The organism is Streptomyces sp. NPDC020379 (assembly GCF_044387105.1).
Classification (GTDB): Bacteria; Actinomycetota; Actinomycetes; order Streptomycetales; family Streptomycetaceae; genus Streptomyces.
This window is the reverse complement of the sequence record NZ_JBIRVR010000039.1, coordinates 17,291-36,030: the sequence shown is the minus strand read 5'-3', so window position 1 is coordinate 36,030 and position 18,740 is coordinate 17,291. Positions and strand designations below refer to the sequence as shown.

General features: G+C 72.6%; 19 protein-coding genes. 11 read left to right on the top strand and 8 right to left on the bottom strand.

Annotated features, from left to right (window positions below):
- The first annotated feature begins 87 nt into the window (after window positions 1-87).
- The 8 genes from ACH427_RS31540 (at window position 88) to ACH427_RS31505 (ending at window position 6,637) form a co-directional block, all read left to right on the top strand.
- Window positions 88-873: an amino acid ABC transporter ATP-binding protein gene (locus ACH427_RS31540; protein WP_398875112.1), complete on the top strand. Its 786-nt coding sequence runs from the start codon at window positions 88-90 to the stop codon at window positions 871-873.
- A 137-nt stretch (window positions 874-1,010) separates the two neighbouring features.
- The gene (locus tag ACH427_RS31535; RefSeq protein WP_398875110.1) at window positions 1,011-1,922 is read left to right on the top strand and encodes a glutamate ABC transporter substrate-binding protein; all 912 of its coding nucleotides are present in this window, start codon (window positions 1,011-1,013) and stop codon (window positions 1,920-1,922) included.
- A gap of 24 nt (window positions 1,923-1,946) precedes the next feature.
- On the top strand, window positions 1,947-2,597 hold the full coding sequence (locus ACH427_RS31530) for an amino acid ABC transporter permease (protein WP_398875108.1): 651 nt from the start codon (window positions 1,947-1,949) through the stop codon (window positions 2,595-2,597).
- On the top strand, window positions 2,594-3,514 hold the full coding sequence (locus tag ACH427_RS31525) for an amino acid ABC transporter permease (protein WP_398875106.1): 921 nt from the start codon (window positions 2,594-2,596) through the stop codon (window positions 3,512-3,514). Before ACH427_RS31530 ends, ACH427_RS31525 begins: the two co-directional genes overlap by 4 nt.
- Before the next feature lie 239 nt (window positions 3,515-3,753).
- Window positions 3,754-5,505: an FAD-dependent monooxygenase gene (locus tag ACH427_RS31520; RefSeq protein WP_398875104.1), complete on the top strand. Its 1,752-nt coding sequence runs from the start codon at window positions 3,754-3,756 to the stop codon at window positions 5,503-5,505.
- 32 nt (window positions 5,506-5,537) lie between these two features.
- The gene (locus ACH427_RS31515; protein WP_361520831.1) at window positions 5,538-5,624 is read left to right on the top strand and encodes a putative leader peptide; all 87 of its coding nucleotides are present in this window, start codon (window positions 5,538-5,540) and stop codon (window positions 5,622-5,624) included.
- 96 nt (window positions 5,625-5,720) lie between these two features.
- On the top strand, window positions 5,721-6,266 hold the full coding sequence (locus tag ACH427_RS31510) for a cysteine dioxygenase (RefSeq protein WP_398875118.1): 546 nt from the start codon (window positions 5,721-5,723) through the stop codon (window positions 6,264-6,266).
- A complete protein-coding gene (locus ACH427_RS31505) occupies window positions 6,263-6,637 on the top strand; it encodes a rhodanese-like domain-containing protein (RefSeq protein WP_398875102.1) in 375 nt (124 codons plus the stop codon). Before ACH427_RS31510 ends, ACH427_RS31505 begins: the two co-directional genes overlap by 4 nt.
- A 312-nt stretch (window positions 6,638-6,949) precedes the next feature.
- Here ACH427_RS31505 and recX read toward each other — a convergent pair whose 3' ends face one another.
- The 4 genes from recX to ACH427_RS31485 form a co-directional block, all read right to left on the bottom strand.
- Entirely contained in the window at window positions 6,950-7,573 is a 624-nt protein-coding gene (gene recX / locus ACH427_RS31500) for a recombination regulator RecX (RefSeq protein ID WP_398875100.1), read from the bottom strand.
- A gap of 4 nt (window positions 7,574-7,577) precedes the next feature.
- Window positions 7,578-8,696, bottom strand: a complete 1,119-nt coding sequence (gene recA / locus ACH427_RS31495; RefSeq protein ID WP_398875098.1) for a recombinase RecA — start codon at window positions 8,694-8,696, stop codon at window positions 7,578-7,580.
- A 176-nt stretch (window positions 8,697-8,872) separates the two neighbouring features.
- Window positions 8,873-9,988, bottom strand: a complete 1,116-nt coding sequence (locus tag ACH427_RS31490; protein ID WP_398875116.1) for an AI-2E family transporter — start codon at window positions 9,986-9,988, stop codon at window positions 8,873-8,875.
- A 102-nt stretch (window positions 9,989-10,090) separates the two neighbouring features.
- Window positions 10,091-10,285, bottom strand: a complete 195-nt coding sequence (locus tag ACH427_RS31485) for a DUF3046 domain-containing protein (protein WP_095578978.1) — start codon at window positions 10,283-10,285, stop codon at window positions 10,091-10,093.
- A gap of 80 nt (window positions 10,286-10,365) precedes the next feature.
- Here ACH427_RS31485 and ACH427_RS31480 point away from each other — a divergent pair, with 80 nt between their 5' ends.
- The 3 genes from ACH427_RS31480 (at window position 10,366) to ACH427_RS31470 (ending at window position 16,967) form a co-directional block, all read left to right on the top strand.
- The gene (locus ACH427_RS31480) at window positions 10,366-11,286 is read left to right on the top strand and encodes a hypothetical protein (RefSeq protein ID WP_398875096.1); all 921 of its coding nucleotides are present in this window, start codon (window positions 10,366-10,368) and stop codon (window positions 11,284-11,286) included.
- An 85-nt stretch (window positions 11,287-11,371) separates the two neighbouring features.
- Complete coding sequence (locus tag ACH427_RS31475; RefSeq protein WP_398875094.1) at window positions 11,372-16,117, top strand: ATP-dependent helicase; 4,746 nt, start codon at window positions 11,372-11,374, stop codon at window positions 16,115-16,117.
- A 46-nt stretch (window positions 16,118-16,163) separates the two neighbouring features.
- Entirely contained in the window at window positions 16,164-16,967 is an 804-nt protein-coding gene (locus ACH427_RS31470; protein ID WP_398875092.1) for a DNA-formamidopyrimidine glycosylase family protein, read from the top strand.
- 15 nt (window positions 16,968-16,982) lie between these two features.
- Here ACH427_RS31470 and ACH427_RS31465 read toward each other — a convergent pair whose 3' ends face one another.
- The 4 genes from ACH427_RS31465 to ACH427_RS31450 all read right to left on the bottom strand — a co-directional run bounded on the left by ACH427_RS31465 (window position 16,983) and on the right by ACH427_RS31450 (window position 18,696).
- Entirely contained in the window at window positions 16,983-17,276 is a 294-nt protein-coding gene (locus ACH427_RS31465) for a hypothetical protein (RefSeq protein ID WP_398875090.1), read from the bottom strand.
- Between the two features lie 107 nt (window positions 17,277-17,383).
- Window positions 17,384-17,596: a hypothetical protein gene (locus tag ACH427_RS31460; RefSeq protein ID WP_398875088.1), complete on the bottom strand. Its 213-nt coding sequence runs from the start codon at window positions 17,594-17,596 to the stop codon at window positions 17,384-17,386.
- A gap of 73 nt (window positions 17,597-17,669) precedes the next feature.
- Complete coding sequence (locus tag ACH427_RS31455; protein WP_398875086.1) at window positions 17,670-18,140, bottom strand: Dps family protein; 471 nt, start codon at window positions 18,138-18,140, stop codon at window positions 17,670-17,672.
- Between the two features lie 172 nt (window positions 18,141-18,312).
- Window positions 18,313-18,696: a helix-turn-helix domain-containing protein gene (locus tag ACH427_RS31450; protein WP_086566431.1), complete on the bottom strand. Its 384-nt coding sequence runs from the start codon at window positions 18,694-18,696 to the stop codon at window positions 18,313-18,315.
- Window positions 18,697-18,740: the final 44 nt, after the last annotated feature.

The window sequence follows — 18,740 nt, the reverse complement described above, 5'->3', positions numbered from 1 at the left end:
GAGCGGCTCGCGAACATGGCCGTGCACCCACCGGGACCGAGAGGTCACAACCCTACTCGTGAGGGCTGCAGAAAGGATGGTCCCGTAATGAGCGAAGTATCGGTGACCGATGCCGCGGCGGCCGCCGCGGCTCCCCCGGACGCACTGGTCGTCCTGAACAGCGTCAACAAGCACTTCGGCGCCCTGCATGTCCTCCAGGACATCGATCTGTCCGTCGCGCGCGGTGAAGTCGTCGTGGTCATCGGGCCGTCGGGGTCCGGGAAGTCCACCCTGTGCCGCACGATCAACCGGCTGGAGACGACCGACTCCGGCTCGATCACCATCGACGGCCGGCCGCTGCCCCAGGAGGGCAAGGAGCTGGCGCGGCTGCGCGCCGACGTCGGCATGGTCTTCCAGTCCTTCAACCTCTTCGCCCACAAGACGGTGCTGGAGAACGTGACGCTGGGCCAGGTCAAGGTCCGCCGGACGGACCGGAAGACGGCCGAGAAGAAGGCGCGCGGCCTGCTCGACCGCGTGGGCGTGGGCGCCCAGGCCGACAAGTACCCCGCGCAGCTCTCCGGCGGCCAGCAGCAGCGCGTGGCGATCGCCCGCGCGCTCGCCATGGAGCCGAAGCTGATGCTCTTCGACGAGCCGACGTCGGCGCTCGACCCGGAGATGATCAACGAGGTGCTGGAGGTCATGCAGCAGCTCGCGCGGGACGGCATGACCATGATCGTCGTCACCCACGAGATGGGCTTCGCCCGGTCGGCGGCCAACCGCGTGGTCTTCATGGCGGACGGACGGATCGTCGAGGAGGCCCGGCCGGACCAGTTCTTCAGCAATCCGCGGAGCGACCGGGCGAAGGACTTCCTTTCGAAGATCCTCCACCACTGACCCGCGCCCGCCCCGTGCGCCTGACGTCCACTCACCGCACGCCCCCTCGCATCGGCCGCTGCGGCCCTCTCCCGCGGTGACCACGTCGGCGCCGCATTCCCTTACGACAACGCCCGCAGACGCAAAGGACGTTCACGATGAAGCTCCGCAAAACCGCCGCAGCGGCCACCGTGGTGCTGGCGCTCGCCGCGTCCGCCTGCGGCAAGTCCGGCAGCCCGGACGACAAGAACGACAAGGGCAACGGGCAGGTCACGCCGGCCGCCCCGGCCTACAAGGTGAACACCGCCGCGGACGTGAAGGGTTCGCCCGTCTTCGAGAAGATCAAGGGCAAGAAGATCACCATCGGCACCAAGGCCGACCAGCCCGGTCTCGGTTTCGAGAACCCCAGCACCAAGAAGCGATCCGGTTTCGACGTGGAGATAGCCCGGATGATCGCGGCGGACCTCGGCTTCGACGAGGACCACATCTCCTTCAAGACCATCCCCACCGAGGCCCGTGAGACACAGATCGCCACGGGCGGCGTCGATCTGTACGTCGGCACCTACACGATCAACGACGAGCGCAAGAAGCAGGTCGGCTTCGGCGGCCCGTACTACGTCGCCGGCCAGGACCTGCTGGTGAAGGCCGACAGCGGCATCAAGGGGCCGGACGACCTCAAGGGCAAGAAGGTCTGCTCCGCCGCTGGCTCCACACCGCTCAAGCGCATCAAGGAGGCCAAGTACGGCGTGGCCGAGGCCATGTCGCAGCAGGGCTACCAGCTGTGCGTGCAGCAGCTCGTGGGCGGCTCGGTGGACGCCGTCACCACGGACGACGCCATCCTCAAGGGCTACGCGGCGGAGAACAAGGGCGCGCTGAAGGTCGTCGGCAATCCGTTCTCCAAAGAGCCGTACGGCGTGGGTCTGAAGAAGGACGACAAGGCGCTGCGTGACGCCGTCGACGACGCCATCGAGGCCCATGAGAAGAACGGCGACTGGAAGAAGGCGTACGACGCCACGCTCGGCCTCTCCGGGATCCCGGCCTCGGCCCCGCCCGCGGTCGACCGCTACTGACCGGCGGCGGATCGGAGAGTTGACGTGAACGTTCTGTCGGACAACTTCGCGATGTTCCGCGAAGGCTTCGTCGGCACCGTGGAGCTGACCGTGCTCAGCGCGCTGCTCGCCCTGGTGGTGGGCGTGCTGATCGCGGCGTTCCGCGTCTCGCCCGTCCCCGCCCTGCGCATATTCGGCAGCACCTGGGTGACCCTGCTGCTCAACACTCCCCTGGTGCTGCTCTTCCTCGCCGTCACCCTGGGCCTCCCCGCGCTGGGCCTCAAGGGGTGGGACTCCTTCTGGCTCGCCGTCATGGCCCTGGGCGGCTATACCTCCGCCTTCGTCTGCGAGGCCGTCAGGTCGGGCATCAACGCCGTACCGGTGGGCCAGGCGGAGGCCGCCCGGTCCATCGGGATGACCTTCACCCAGACCCTCGGCCAGATCGTGCTGCCGCAGGCCACCCGGACGGCCGTCCCGCCGCTCGGCAGCCTGATGATCGCGCTCGCCAAGAACACCGCGATCGCGTCGAGCTTCAACGTGACCGAGCTGGGCTCCGTGCAGAAGACCCTCAACGCGGACTCGGGCTACAACATCTTCGTCATCTTCCTCTGGATCGCCATCTGTTACGTCATCATCACCTTCGCCATCAGCGGCCTGTGCCGGCTGCTGGAGAACCGGCTGGCGGTGTCCCGATGAGCGCGAGTGTCCTCTTCGACGTCCCCGGCCCCAAGGCGCGGGCCCGCAACCGGATCTACGGCGTCCTCTCCACCATCGCCGTCCTCGCGCTGATCGCCTTCGTCGTCTACCGGCTGGACGACAGCGGGCAGTTCCAGGGCGACCTGTGGAGCATCTACGAATACACCAGCACCCAGCGGCAGATCCTCGACGGCCTGCGGACGACCGTCGAGACCTTCGCGATCGCCGCGGCCCTGTCGGTCGTCCTCGGCGTGGTGCTGACGGCCGCCCGGCTGTCCGAACACAAGGCGGTGCGCTGGGCGGGCGTCGTGGCCGTCGAGGCGTTCCGCGCCATGCCGCTGCTCATCATGATCTTCCTGCTGTGGGCGGCCGTCTTCACCTCGGACCCGATGTGGGCGCTGGTCGTAGGGCTGACGCTCTACAACGGTTCGGTGCAGTCGGAGATCTTCCGCTCCGGGATCAACGCGCTGCCCAAGGGGCAGGGCGAGGCGGCGTACGCGCTGGGCCTGCGCAAGACGCAGGTGATGACGAACGTGCTCATCCCGCAGGCGGTCCGCACCATGCTGCCGTCGATCATCAGCCAGCTCGTGGTGACCCTCAAGGACACCTCGCTCGGCTACATCATCCTCTACGAGGAGCTGCTGTTCGTCGGCAAGCGGTTCGCGGAGCAGCGGCCGCCCGTGAACGGCGTCTACGCCTTCATCCCGATGGTGATCGTCTTCGGTTCGATCTACATCCTGCTGTGTCTGGCGCTGTCGTCCGTCGCGACGTGGGTCGAACGGCGCACAAAGCGCTCACGCAAGGGCACCCCGCCTCCGATGGCCGCGCCCGGCGCCGCCGTCCTGGCCGGTCCCGGCCTCGGCACGACGGGCGCCACCGGCGTGCCCGGCGCGGAAGGGCCCAAGGCCGGTCCATGACGGCGCGGGTGACGCCCCGTCGGCCGCGGTCGGCGACGGGGCGCGCCCGCACCGGCGCGCCGCGACAGGAGCGCTGATCACTTGACGCAAGCACCCGCAATGGGTTGCATACGTTCTGTGATCGAGCACCGTGTTCCCCCCGCCGGCCTCCGTGCGCACCGAGCGGTGCGCACGGCCGTGACGCACCGAGGAGCCCCCGGCGCGGCCGCGGGCGGTCTCGGGACGCAGGGAGCGGTGCCGTGGACCCGGTGATCGTCGTCGGGGCGGGACCGGTCGGCCTCACGCTCGCGCTCACCCTCGCCCGGCGCGAGGTCCGTGTCGTCGTCCTCGACGAGACCCCCGCCGACGGCGGAGGCGAGGAGGAGCGGCGCCCCGCCCGCACGGCCGTACTGCGCCCGGACACCGCCGAGACGCTGGAGCGCCTGGGGTGCTCCCTGGAGGACGGCACCCGGTGGACCGGCTGGCGAACCCTGCGCCGTCGCGCCGTGGTCGCCCAAGTGCCCCTCGCAGGGCCGCGCCGGGCCCCGGAGCCCGACGGCGCCGAGGAGGCCGCGGAAGGGGGCGTGACGGCCGTGGAGGAGGCCCTTGAGTCGTCTCCGTTGCACGTGCCTCAGCACGCGCTGACACGGGAGCTGCGGGCGGCGCTCGCCCGCGAGAGCGGCGTACGGATCGTCCGCGGCGGCCACCTGGACACCCTGCGGCAGGACTCCGCCGGAATCACGGCGCACACCCGGGGCGGCAACGGCGGTTACTGGCGCGGGAGTTATCTCGTCGGCTGCGACGGCGCCCGTTCGACCGTACGCAAATTGCTGGGCGCCCGCTTCCCGGGGCGTACGGCCGTCGAGCGGCACGCGGTCGCCGCTCTCCGCGCCGAACTGCCCTGGCCCGGAGAGGCGGTGCTGCACCGGTCACCGCCGCGCGGCGGTGAAGTGACGGCCCGTCCGCTGCCGGACGGCGTCTGGCGGCTCGACTGGCTGCTGCCGCCGGGCGGCGACCTGGTCACGCCCGACACCCTGCTCACGCTGATCCGCGACTCGCTGTCCACGTGGTGCGGCGAGGTGCCCCCGTACGAGCTCCTGGACACCGGCGTGCACGCGGTGCACCACCGGCTCACACGCCGCATGCGCACGGGGCGGGCCTTCCTCGCCGGCGACGCGGCCCATCTGCTCGGGGCGCTCGGCACGCAGGGACTCGACGAGGGGCTGCGGGACGCCGAGAACCTCGCCTGGAAGCTCGCCCTCGCCTGGCACCAAGGCGCCTCGGAGGCTTTGCTCGACAGCTATCAGACCGAACGCCGCGGGGCGATCGTGGCCCGGCTGCGCGCCGCCGACCGGGGCCTGACTGCGGTGCGGAGCGCGGGGGGGTGGCACACCGCTCGGCGCGCGCTGATGCCGGGCGCCGTGCGCGGCGGCGACGAGCTGCTCACCGACGGTCATCTCGGGCGTGGCGCGCTCGCCGCGCCCCCGGTCTACGACCGCACGCCCCTGGCACCGGCCGGCCCGCCCGCGAGCTCTGTCACGGTGGCCACCGCTCCCGGCGATCCGGTCGAGGATGTTCCGGTCACCGCGCCGGACGGTTCGGTCGTCGGGCTCCGGGACCGGCTGGGCGGCGATCTGCTGGTGGTCCTCGTCGCGCCCGGCACGGGCGTGTGGGAGCGGCGGCACTGGCTCGGTGCCGGACTCATGCCGGGGCTGGCGGCGGCGATCGGCGCGCTGCCCATGCCGGCCGAACTGCTGGTGGCCGAGGCGTATCCGGGAGCGGCCGCGCACACCGTGCTGATGGTGCGTCCGGACGGGCACCTGGTCTCGGCGATGGCGGGGGTGCGGCCCGCCGAGCTGTACGCCTGCGCGGACGCCGTACGGGGCGGGTCGCCGGCACCGCGCGGACAGGCCCCGGGGAGCGAGGGGCCGGAAGGAGCCGGCTCCGGGGAAGGCGCCGGGCTCGCCGGTGAGCCCGATGGAACGCCCAGTGAGGCCACGGCCAACCGTTGACCCGCTCCTGCGGCCGTGGTTGACTACGGAACGTGACTGACAGTGGCGCGCGTTTCTGGCGGAGGGTCCATCTCGACCTCGTCCGCTACGCGGGCTGTGTCTGTCGTCCGTCCTGCTGATCCGCTTCCTCTTCGCGTGGCCACACCGAGTGCTGCCGCGCGCTCCTTCGCGATCACTCAGGACGGTCTTCTGTGTTTCTTCCGCTGCCCGTACCCGTGCCGTCGGCCCGGCACACCTCAGCCGTCGTTGCCCCCGCGGCCACGTCCGCGGCGCCCTCCGCGGCCGAACTCTTCGACTTCGCCCGCACGACGGCCGCCGACACCGCGCTGGTCGCCTCGCTCCCGCTCGACCCCGAGGGCCGCACCTGGATGCGGCTGCCGGGGCCTGGCGGCAGCGAGGCATGGCTGATCGGCTGGCCGCCGGGGGCCGGCACCGGCTGGCACGACCACGGCGGTTCGCACGGCGCCTTCGCGACGGCCGCCGGCGGGCTGACCGAGCAGTCGCTCACCGCCCAACTGCCCACGGAGGGCTGGAAGGTGCTGGAACTGGCCGACGGCGTCGACCGCGAACGGCAGCTCTCCGAGGGGCAGGGCCGGGCCTTCGGCCCGCACCATGTGCACCAGGTGTTCAACGCCTCGCGGACCGGGCACGCGGTCTCCGTGCACGCCTACCACCCGCCGCTGCCGATGATGCGGCGCTACAGCCGCACCGGGCGGGTGCTGCGGCTGGAGCAGGTCGAGTGGCCGAAGGAGTGGGCATGAGGGTCGAGGAGTTGCTGGCCACCGCCCGTGCGGGCCTGGACCGGCTCGGCCCCGTGGAGGCGGCCGCGGTCCAGGCCGATGGCGGGCTGCTGGTCGACATCCGCTACGCGGCACTGCGGGAGCGTGACGGGCTCGTCCCCGGGGCGCTGGTCGTGGAGCGCAATGAACTGGAGTGGCGGCTCGACCCGTTGAGCGAACACCGGGCGGCGGAGGTCACAGGGCACGATCTCCGCGTGGTCGTGTTCTGCGACGAGGGCTATGCCTCCAGTCTCGCCGCGGCGTCCCTGCGCCTGCTGGGCCTTCACCACGCCACGGACCTGGCCGGAGGCTTCCAGGCATGGCGGGCAGCGGGGCTCCCGGTGCGTCACTGACGGAGCGAGGCGGGCGGGGAGGCCGGGCCCGGGCGCTTCATGCACGCCGGCGGGGGTGGATGAGGTCCGCGGTCGGAACCGGGGGCCACGTTCGCCCCATGGCACGAGATCAGGCCGGGGCCGGGGCGGGGGCAGCCGGAGCCGGGATGCTTCGTGCACCACTCGCGGCGCGAGGCCGAGCCGGAGCCGGGCCTCGGACGGTCGCCACCGGACGCCTTGTGCGACCCACGCACGGCACGAGGCCCAACCGCCGGAGCCGGGCCGGAGGCGGTCGGAACAGGGCACTTCCGTGCCGCCCGGGCTCCACCGGGCTCAGGCGTCCGGCAGATAGTGCTCCAGCAGCTCCGCTTCCTCGCCTTCCTCCTCCAGGGCCCGGCGCACCACGCGCAGGGCCAGGCCCTCCGCGTACCCCTTGCGGGCCAGCATCCCGGCGAGGCGGCGCAGCCGCTTCTCCCGGTCCAGGCCGCGCGTGGCCCGCAGCTTGCGCTCGACGAGCTCACGCGCCGTGCGCTCCTCCTGCTCGGAGTCGAGCTGCCCGACCGCTTCGTCGATCACCGCGGAATCCACCCCCTTGGTGCGCAGCTCACGCGCCAGGGCCCGGCGGGCGAGCCCCCGGCCGTGGTGCCGGGACTCCACCCACGCGCCGGCGAACGCCGCGTCGTCGATCAGGCCCACGTCCTCGAAGCGGGCCAGCACCTCTTCCGCCACCTCGGCCGGGATCCCCCGCTTGGCGAGCGCGTCCGCGAGCTGCTTACGGGTGCGCGGGGATCCGGTGAGCAGGCGCAGACAGATCGCCCGCGCCTGCTCCTCCGGCCGTGGTGGTGTCCCGTCCCCGGCCCTCGACGAGGAGGGGGCACCGCCACCGGTCCGGTCGTCCGTACCCGTCTCCGGCAGGTCTTCGGCCTCCGGCCTCGGGTACTCCGATCGCCGTGTCACGGGATCAGCTCTTGGCGGACGTGGCCTTGGCCGCCTTGCCCGTGGACTTCGCCGGGGCCGGGACCGACTTGGCCGGCTCGGCCGTGCCCGCCGCGTCCGCGCCGGGCTCGCCCGCCGGGGCCTCGGGCTTGGGGCCGACGCCCAGCTTCTCCTTGATCTTCTTCTCGATCTCGTTGGCGAGGTCGGGGTTGTCCTTGAGGAAGTTGCGGGCGTTCTCCTTGCCCTGGCCCAGCTGGTCGCCCTCGTACGTGTACCAGGCGCCGGCCTTGCGGACGAAGCCGTGCTCCACGCCCATGTCGATCAGGCCGCCCTCGCGGCTGATGCCCTGGCCGTAGAGGATGTCGAACTCGGCCTGCTTGAAGGGCGGCGAGACCTTGTTCTTGACGACCTTGACACGGGTGCGGTTGCCGACGGCCTCGGTGCCGTCCTTGAGGGTCTCGATGCGGCGGATGTCCAGGCGCACCGAGGCGTAGAACTTCAGGGCCCGGCCACCGGTCGTCGTCTCCGGCGAGCCGAACATGACGCCGATCTTCTCGCGGAGCTGGTTGATGAAGATCGCGGTGGTCTTCGACTGGTTGAGCGCGCTGGTGATCTTGCGGAGCGCCTGGCTCATCAGGCGCGCCTGGAGGCCGACGTGGGAGTCGCCCATCTCGCCCTCGATCTCCGCGCGCGGCACGAGCGCGGCGACGGAGTCGATGACGATCAGGTCGAGGGCGCCGGAGCGGACCAGCATGTCCACGATCTCCAGCGCCTGCTCGCCGGTGTCCGGCTGGGAGAGGATGAGGTTGTCGGTGTCGACGCCCAGCGCCCTGGCGTACTCCGGGTCGAGCGCGTGCTCCGCGTCGACGAAGGCGACGGTGCCGCCGGCCTTCTGGGCGTTGGCCACGGCGTGCAGGGTGAGGGTGGTCTTACCGGAGGACTCCGGTCCGTACACCTCCACGACACGGCCGCGGGGCAGCCCGCCGACGCCGAGGGCGACGTCGAGCGCGGTCGACCCGGTGGGGATGACCTCGATGGGCTCGTTCGGCCGGTCGCCGAGGCGCATCACGGCGCCCTTGCCGAATTGCCGTTCAATCTGTGCGAGCGCGGCGTCCAGCGCCTTCTCGCGGTCGGTGCCTGCCATGGGTTCCACCCGGTTTGCTTGAGTCGATCGCTTCACGTCAACGACGCTAACGCCTGCCACTGACAATGGGCCCGGGCGTCCCCCCTGGCCTGTGGATAACTCGTCTCCCAGAAGGCCCGGAACATCCATAAGAATGGATGTTCGATTTCGGTGTCAAGCGCACCACGCCGCCCCTGTCACCGCTCGCGCAGCGCCCGCAGCAGCCGGGCCAGGGCCGAGGTGCGCGGCCCGTCGTCCGCGCGCCGGCCGTGCACCCGCGGGTCGTCGGTGACGTCGTACCGCTTCACGTAGGTCCCCAGGAAAGCCTGGAGCGTCGCGGTCGCCGGGATGGCGATCAGCGCGCCCACCGCGCCGAGCAGCGCGGTGCCCGCGATCACCGACCCGAAGGCGACGGCCGGGTGGATGTCCACGGTCCTGGCGGTGATTCGGGGCTGGAGCACATAGTTCTCGAACTGCTGGTAGACCACGACGAAGCCGAGCACCCAGACCGCGTACCAGGGGTCCACGGTAAAGGCGATCAGCATCGGCAGGGCGCCCGCCAGATAGGTGCCGATGGTGGGGATGAACTGGGAGACGAAGCCGACCCAGATCGCGAGTGCCGGGGCGTAGGGCACGCCCAGGATCTCCAGCAGCACGTAGTGCGCGATGCCGGAGACCAGCGCCATCAGGGCGCGCGAGTAGAGATACCCGCCGGTCTTCGCCACCGCGAGCTCCCAGGCGCGCAGCACTTCCGCCTGCCGGTTCGGCGGCAGGACGGAGCACAGGGCGCGGCGCAGCCGGGGACCGTCGGCCGCGAAGTAGAACGAGAACAGCACCACGGTCAGCAGCTGGAACAGCCCGCCGAGGACGGTGGCGGAGATGTCCAGCACGCCGCCCGCGCTGTTCTTCACGTACTTCTGGAGCCAGTCCGAGTGCAGCACGGACCGCTGGATCTCCACCCGGGAGAAGTCGGTGCGGAACGTCCGGTTGACCCAGCCGATCACGGAGTCCACGTACGCGGGGAAGTTCTCCACCATCGTCGTGATCTGGTCGGCGAGCATCGAGCCGAGCAGGGCGAAGAAGCCCGCGACGGCGACGGCGATCCCCAGGAGGACCAGGCCGGTCGCGAGCCCGCGCCGCATGCCGCGCGCGGACAGCCGCGCCACGGCCGGCTCGACCGCCAGGGCGAGGAAGAACGCGATCAGGATGTTGATCAGCAGGCCGACGAGCTGGTGGAAGGCCCAGCTCGCCAGCTGGAAGCAGGCGATGAGGGCGAGCGCCACCACCATCGCCCGGGGCAGCCAGCGCGGCATGCGGGCGTCGGCGTCGGGCCTGGGGTGCGGATCCGCTTCCGGAGCGATGTCATCTGCTGCCACGGGGCAAGTGTGGCCTATAGGGCGAATCGCCCCGCGTGGTCAGCGCCGGTCGTCGGGGATCTCCAGTGCTCTGCACACCCCGCGCCAGACGTCCTTGGCGTTCCAGCCGGCGTCCAGCGCCTCGTGCACGGTCCTCCCGCCGAGTTCGGACATCACATGATCGCGCGCGAAGGAGTCGGCGTACGCCGCGCCGAAATAATCCGCCATCCGCTGCCAGAAGACCGTCAACCGCATGCGACCAGTATCCCGCCCCTGAGAGTGCAGCCGGGCACGAGCCGCTGACCGGCGGCGCATTCCCCCCCTACGGTCGGACCATGGCCCGATCCGGAGCATCCCCCGTAGCCCGTGCCGAGCAGTTCATCTGGCTGACCGCCCGCGTCCTCGAGCAGCGAAGATTCGCGTTCCACTTCCTCGACGGCGGGCCCGACGCCGTCGAGGCCGCCCTCACCGCCTACGTGGGGGACGACGGGGGGTACAGCTACGCCCTGGAGCCCGACCTGCGCGGGCCGGTGAGCCAGCCGCTGCACACCGCGCACGCGCTCCATGTGCTCGACGAGATCGGCCGCTGCGGCGACCGGCGCGTCGAGCGCGTCTGCCGCTATCTGACGGCCGTCTCCACCCCGGACGGCGCCCTGCCCGCCCTGCACCCCTCACTGCGCGGCTATCCCACGGCGCCGTGGATCCCGGTGGTCGACGACCCTCCGAGCGATCTCCTCGCGACCGGCCCCGTGGTGGGGCTGCTGCACCGCAACGAGGTGTGGCACGCGTGGCTGTTCCGGGCCACCGACTTCTGCTGGGCCTCCGTCGAGTCCCTGTGCGCCGGCGCGAAGACCCACCCGTACGAGGTCGAAGCGGCCGTGGCCTTCCTGGACGGTGCCCCCGACCGTCCGCGCGCCGAGGCGGCGGCGGAGCGGCTGGGCCTGGTGGTCCGGGAACAGGGGCTCGCGCTCCTCGACCCCGAGCGGGCGGCGGAAACCGCTGTCCCCGACGGCTACGCCCCGGGCGAGCACCACTTCGCGTACGACTTCGCCCGGACTCCGGGGTCCCTGGCCCGCCGCTGGTTCTCCGACAGCGAACTGGACCGGTCGCTGGACTTCCTCTCCACTGCCCAGGAGGAGGACGGCGGCTGGCCGATCCGGTGGCGGGAGTGGGCGCCGGGCACGAGGCTGGAGTCCCGGCCGATGGTGACCATCTCCGCGCTGCTGACCCTGCGCGCCTACGGCCGGATGTCGTGACGCGGTCTTCGCTCCCGCTCGCCCCACGGCAGCGCTGAGCTGCGGATTCGGCCCATTGTCAGTGGTGCGGTGCACGATGGTGGGCATGGCGGACGAGAGTGCGGCCGGCCGAGCGGCCGAAGCGGTGGGCGACCCGGCGGAGGCCCTCGCGGGGTTCTCCCCCGCGACACGCGCCTGGTTCACAGGGGCGTTCACGGCGCCCACGACGGCGCAGAGCGGTGCCTGGCGGGCGATCGGCGAGGGTTCCGACGTGCTCGTGGTGGCCCCGACGGGCTCCGGCAAGACGCTGGCCGCCTTCCTCGCCTCACTCGACCGGCTGGCGAGCACGCCGCCGCCCGCGGAGCCGAAGAAGCGCTGCCGGGTGCTCTACGTGTCCCCGCTCAAGGCCCTCGCCGTCGACGTCGAGCGGAATCTGCGCAGTCCGCTCACGGGGATCCGGCAGGAGTCCGTCCGGCTGGGCGTGCCCGAGCCGGAGATCCGGGTGGGCATCCGCTCCGGTGACACCCCGGCCACCGAGCGGCGGGCGATGGTCAACAGGCCGCCGGACATCCTGATCACCACCCCCGAGTCGCTGTTCCTGATGCTCACGTCCGCCGCGCGGGACGCCCTCGCCGGGGTGGAGACGGTCATCCTGGACGAGGTGCACGCGGTCGCGGGCACCAAGCGCGGCGCGCACTTGGCCCTGTCCCTGGAGCGCCTCGACACCCTCCTGCCTCGTCCCGCCCGGCGCATCGGCCTGTCCGCGACGGTCCGGCCGGTCGACGAGGTGGCCCGCTATCTCTCGCCGCAGCGCAGGGTGGAGATCGTCCAGCCGCCGTCCGGCAAGGAGTTCGACCTCTCGGTGGTCGTCCCGGTGGAGGATCTCGGAGAGCTGGGCGGTTCACCCGCCCAGGAGGGCGGCGACGGCAGGGAGAAGGCGTCGATCTGGCCCCACGTCGAGGAGCGTATCGCCGACCTCGTCCAGGCACACCGCTCGACCATCGTCTTCGCCAACTCCCGCCGCCTGGCCGAGCGGTTGTGCAACCGGCTCAACGAGATCGCCTACGAGCGCGCCACGGGCGAACCCCTGCCCGAGCACCACTCCCCGGCCGAGCTGATGGCCGAGTCCGGTGCCGCCAAGGGCGCGCCCCCGCTGCTCGCCCGCGCGCACCACGGCTCGGTCTCCAAGGAGCAGCGGGCGCTGGTGGAGGAGGACCTCAAGGCGGGCCGCCTCCCCGCCGTCGTCGCCACGTCCAGCCTGGAGCTGGGCATCGACATGGGCGCGGTCGACCTGGTCGTGCAGGTCGAGTCCCCGCCGTCGGTCGCCTCCGGCCTCCAGCGGGTCGGCCGGGCCGGGCACCAGGTCGGCGCGGTCTCCACCGGCGTGGTCTTCCCGAAGTACCGGGGCGATCTGGTGCAGGCGGCCGTGGTGACGGAGCGGATGCGCGAGGGGGCCATCGAGTCGCTGCGCGTCCCCGCCAATCCACTGGACGTGCTGGCCCAGCAGATCGTCGCCATGGTGTCCATGGACACCTGGGACGTGCGGGAGCTGCTGGCCGTGGTCCGGCGGGCGGCTCCCTTCGCCGCCCTGCCCGAATCCGCCTATACGTCGGTGCTGGACATGCTCGCCGGGCGCTATCCGTCCGACGCCTTCGCCGAGCTGCGGCCCCGCCTCGTCTGGGACCGGATGGCCGGTACGGTCACCGGCCGTCCCGGGGCGCAGCGGCTCGCCGTCACCTCGGGCGGCACCATTCCCGACCGCGGTCTGTTCGGTGTCTTCCTGGCGGGCGCCGACCCGAAGAAGGGCGGCGGCCGCGTCGGCGAGCTGGACGAGGAGATGGTGTACGAGTCGCGGGTGGGCGATGTCTTCACCCTCGGCACCACCTCCTGGCGCATCGAGGACATCACCCGCGACCGGGTCCTGGTGAGCCCCGCGCCGGGCGTCCCCGGCCGGCTGCCCTTCTGGAAGGGCGACCAGCTGGGCCGCCCGCTCGAACTGGGCCGCGCGCTCGGCGCGTTCCTGCGCGAGATCGGCGGCCTGGCGCCCGAGGCCGCCCGCGAGCGGCTCACCGCGGCGGGCCTGGACACCTGGGCCGCGGAGAACGTCCTGTCCTATCTCACCGAGCAGCGCGAGATCTGCGGGCATGTGCCGGACGACCGGACCGTCGTCGTGGAGCGGTTCCGTGACGAGCTGGGCGACTGGCGCGTCGTCGTCCACTCACCGTTCGGCGCCCAGGTGCACGCCCCTTGGGCGCTGGCCCTTGCCGCGCGGCTGACGGAGCGGTACGGCATGGACGCCCAGGTGATGCACGCCGACGACGGCATCGTGCTGCGCCTGCCGGACGCCGAGCTGATGGACCTCGGCCTGCTCGACGCCGACCCGTCCCTGCGCGGCATGGAGTACGACGCCGACCGTTCCCCGGTGGGCGCCGCCGACGTCACCTTCGACAAGGGCGAGATCGGCCAGGTCGTGACCGATCAGGTAGGCGGCTCCGCGCTGTTCGCCTCCCGGTTCCGCGAGTGCGCCGCCCGCGCCCTGCTGCTGCCCCGCCGCGACCCGGGCAAGCGCACCCCGCTGTGGCAGCAGCGTCAGCGGGCCTCCCAGCTGCTCCAGGTCGCCGGGGAGTTCGGGTCGTTCCCGATCATCCTGGAAGCCGTCCGCGAGTGCCTTCAGGACGTGTTCGACGTTCCCGGCCTGACGGAGCTGATGGGCGACATCGAGGCCCGCCGCGTCCGGCTGGTGGAGGTGACCACCGCGGAGCCCTCCCCGTTCGCCCGCTCGCTGCTGTTCGGCTACGTAGCGCAGTTCCTCTACGAGGGCGACTCCCCGCTCGCGGAGCGCCGGGCCGCGGCCCTCTCGCTGGACTCCCGGCTCCTCGCCGAGCTGCTGGGCCAGGCCGAGCTGCGCGAGCTGCTCGACGCGGACGTCCTCACCGAGCTGGAGCGCGAGCTCCAGTGGCTCACCGAGGAGCGCCGGGCCAAGGACGCCGAGAGCATCGCCGACCTGCTGCGCATCCTCGGCCCGCTCACCGGGCCCGAGCTGGCCGCGCGGGGCGCGGAGCCGAAGTGGGTGGAGGAACTGGCGGCCGCGCGCCGGGCGATCCGCGTCCGGATCGCCGCGCAGGACCACTGGGCGGCCGTCGAGGACGCCGGGCGGCTGCGGGACGCCTTGGGCACAGCGCTGCCGGTCGGTGTCCCCGAGGCGTTCACCGAGCCGGTCAAGGATCCGCTCGGCGACCTCCTCGCCCGCTTCGCCCGTACGCACGGCCCGTTCACCTCCGCGCAGGCGGCCGCCCGCTTCGGGCTCGGCCCGGCCGTCACCGACGGCGCGTTGCAGCGGCTCGCCGCGAACGGCCGTGTCGTCCAAGGCGAGTTCCACCCCTCCGGCATCGGCCAGGAGTGGTGCGACGCCACGGTCCTGCGGCGGCTGCGGCGCCGCTCGCTGGCCGCGCTCCGGCACGAGCTGGAGCCGGTGCCGCCCCGGTCGCTGGCCTCCTTCCTGCCCCAGTGGCAGCACGTCGGCACGCACAGCCTGCGCGGTATCGACGGACTGGTGCGCACGATCGAGCAGTTGCAGGGCGCGCCGGTGCCGGCCTCCGCCCTGGAGAAGCTGGTGCTGCCCGCCCGGGTGTCGGACTTCTCCCCCACGATGCTCGACGAGCTCACCGCCGCGGGTGACGTCGTGTGGGCCGGCGCGGGTGCCCTGCCGGGCAAGGACGGCTGGGTCTCGCTGCTGCTCGCGGACGCGGCTCCCCTGCTGCTGCCCGCGCCGCATCCGCTGGAGCTCTCCCCCGTGCACCAGGCCGTGCTCGACGCCCTGTCGGGCGGTTACGGCCTGTTCTTCCGTCAGATCGCCGACCGGGTGAGGACGGTGGACCCGGGCAGCACGGATCCACAGATCGCCGAAGCCGTGTGGGACCTCGTCTGGTCCGGCCGGCTCACGAACGACACCCTCGCCCCGCTCCGCGCCCTCCTGGGCTCGGGCAGGACGGCGGGTTCCACCGCGCACCGCGCCAAGCGCGCCGCGCCGCGCGGGCGTTACGGGTCCTTCACCGGCCGGGTGGGCCTCGCGACGGCCCCCACGGCATCGCGCGGCGGGCCTCCCACGGTGGCGGGCCGCTGGTCCCTGCTGCCCCCGCGCGAGCCGGAGCCGACACACCGGGCCCACGCCCTCGCCCGCACGCTCCTCGACCGGCACGGTGTGGTGACGCGGGGAGCGGTGGCGGCCGAGGGCGTGGAGGGCGGCTTCTCCGCCGCCTATCGCGTGCTGTCCGCCTTCGAGGAGAGCGGGCAGGCCCGCCGCGGTTACGTCGTCGAGGGCCTGGGCGCCGCGCAGTTCGCCATGGAAGGCGCGGTCGACCGGCTGCGGGCCATCGGCACGGCACGCGAGCGGGCGGGCGGTGACGCCCCCGAGGCCCCGTGGGGTGACGCGGCCGCCCGCAGGGGCGCGCGCCGACGGGCGGTCGTCCTCGCCGCCGCCGACCCCGCCAACGCGTACGGCGCCGCGCTCCCCTGGCCCGAGCCGCCCGTCGGCTCGACCCACAAGCCCGGGCGCAAGGCCGGCTCGCTGGTCGTGCTCGTCGACGGTGCGCTGACGCTCTATGTGGAGCGCGGCGGCAAGACCCTGCTGGCGTGGCCCCAGGAGGAGGGCGCCGAGGCGGCGGGGCCGGACGATCCGGGGCTGGCCGAGGCCGCGACGGCCCTGGCCGAAGCGGCACGCGCGGGCGCGCTGGGCACCGTCACCGTCGAGCGCGTCAACGGCTCCCCGGCGCTCTCGTCCCCCCTGGGGGCGCTGCTGGAGACGGCGGGCTTCCACGCCACACCGCGCGGGCTGCGGCTGCGCGCGCCCTGACCGGGTCACGACGCCCGGCCGGGGCCGGTGACGGCATCATGGCGGCATGCCCGAAGGAGACACGGTCTGGCGCACCGCCCACACCCTGCACCAGGCCCTCGCGGACCGCCCGCTCATCCGCTCCGACCTGCGCGTGCCCAAGCTCGCTACCGTCGACCTCACCGGCCGTCGCGTCATCGAGGTCGTGCCGCGCGGCAAGCACCTGCTCACGCGCGTCGAGGGCGGCCTCACCCTCCATTCGCACCTGCAGATGGACGGCGCCTGGCGGGTCTACGCCCCCGGGCACGTCTGGCGCGGCGCGCGGCACCAGATCCGCGCCGTGCTGGCCAACGCCGAGCACACGGCGGTGGGCTACCGCCTCCCCGTCCTGGAACTGCTGCGCACCGCCGACGAGTCCGCCGCCGTCGGTCACCTCGGCCCGGACCTCCTGGGCCCCGACTGGGATCCTCAGGAGGCGCTGCGAAGGCTCCTCGCCGATCCCGCGCGCTCGGTCGGAGAGGCGCTGCTCGACCAGCGCAACCTCGCCGGGATCGGCAATGTCTACAAATCCGAGCTGTGCTTCGTCCTGAGGATCTCGCCGTGGCTCCCCGTCTCGCGTGTCCCCGCCCCGGAGCGGCTGCCGACGCTCGCGAAGAAGTTCCTGGAGGCCAACAAGGCCCGGCCCGCGCGCATCACCACCGCCGACCACCGCCCCGGCCGCCAGTTGTGGGTGTACGGGCGCGCCGACCAGCCGTGCCGCCGCTGTGGCACGCTCCTGCGCTCCGCCGCTCAGGGGCCGCCCGGACAGGAGCGCCCCACCTACTGGTGTCCGCGCTGCCAGCCGGCGCCGCGCATTAACCCGAACGAGTGAAGCGGCCCGGCTCCGTCAGCGGTTCTCCGCACCCCGCCACACCCGGGCGACGAGCCGCCGCACCGGGCCCCGCGGCGGACGGCGGGTCCAGGGCACACAGTGCACGGGCAGCAGGCTGAGCCCCCAGCCGCCTGCGACGACCAGCCCCTCCACCGGCCCGGCGCGCTCCGGCTGTGCGAACAACCGCAACGCCGCGCACCACCACACCCCGCCGAGGACCACCGCCGCCGCCCAGCCGGCCAGCCCCCGCGAACGGCACCGTCCGCCGGTGCCGCGCCGTATCCCGCCCCAGAAGTCATGCCGGACCATGGCTGCCTCCTTCGGGCGACGGTAGACCGGCCGCCCCGGGCCGGGCAGAGCGCACCGGGGACCGGCGGCGGCGTACACGGGCCGTACGCGCCCCGGGCGCCGGACCCTCAGCCGGGCGAGCCGCCGCGCAGACGCTCGAGCTCGCGCTCCAGCTCCGTGATCCGGCGGTCGCGCCGGTGCAGTTCGACGAGCATCCGCTGCTCGCCCTCGCGGGTGCCCTCCTGGTGCACCCGCCGGACGAAGGCACCGGCCGTCGTCCGGTCGAGGCCCGAGACCACCACCAGCTCGTCCGTGAGGCGCCCCATGGTGTGCTCGTCCATGCCCCCAGGGAAGCGCGCCCGCCCGGCGCACGCCACCGGGGGCTGGAAGGACCTCAGCGGGCGCTCAGGGCGCTCAGGCGTTCTCCGCCTGGAACATCCAGTGGTGCTTCTCCAGGTCCCCGGTCAGGCCGATGAGGATGTCCTGGGTGACCGGATCCGGGTCCGCCGTGTCCGCGATGCGCTCCCGCATCCGGGTGATCACGGCATGCAGGGCGTCGACCAGGGTCTGCACCGCCGCGGTGTCCTTGTTCCAGCCGTCGCCCACCGCGCCGATGCCGCTGGTCTTGGCGACCGTCGCCGCCCGCCCGTCCGGTGCCACACCCAGTGCCGAGGCGCGCTCGGCGACGGTGTCGGCGTGCCCGCGGGCGCTGACGACGACCTCGTCCAATTGGAGGTGGACCGAACGGAAGCGCGGTCCCACCACGGTCCAGTGGACCTGCTTGGCCACGAGGGAGAGATCCACCAGATCGACCAGGGCACCCTGGAGGGCATCGCCCACGATCTTCCGGTCCTGCTCGGACAGCGGGCTCTTCACAACAGACATCCGCTTCTCCTGTTCGGGCTGATAGTCGTCCAGTTCTGTTCGGATTGCTCCCCGTTTCTCCACCATCGCACAAAGGTACCGATGGGGCCGGAAACGCGAAGATCCCGGTCAGACTCCTGACCGGGATCTCCGATGGGAAACGTTTTTTGAACGAACGCCGTCCCGTACTCCCTCAGGCCGCGACCACGTCGACGGCCTCCGCGGGAGCCTTGATCGTCACGCGCTCTCCCGGGACACCCGTCACGGACGTCACGGACACCGAATTGAACATGGGCCGCATCGGCGCGGGTACCGGCTCGCTCGCCGCCGCCGACTGCGCCAGCTCGGCGAGCGACAATTCGTCACTCACCTCGCGCATGACCTCGGACATCCGTACGTCCAGAGCGTCGCAGATTGCGGAGAGAAGCTCGGAGGACGCCTCTTTCTGCCCCCGCTCGACCTCGGAGAGGTAACCGAGCGAGACCCGGGCGGAAGAGGAGACCTCGCGCAGAGTGCGGCCCTGGCGCTGGCGCTGCCGACGCAGCACGTCACCCAGCAGGCGACGGAGCAAAATCATCGGTGGCTCCCTCCTTGGACCGCGAATCCGGATCCTTCACGCCC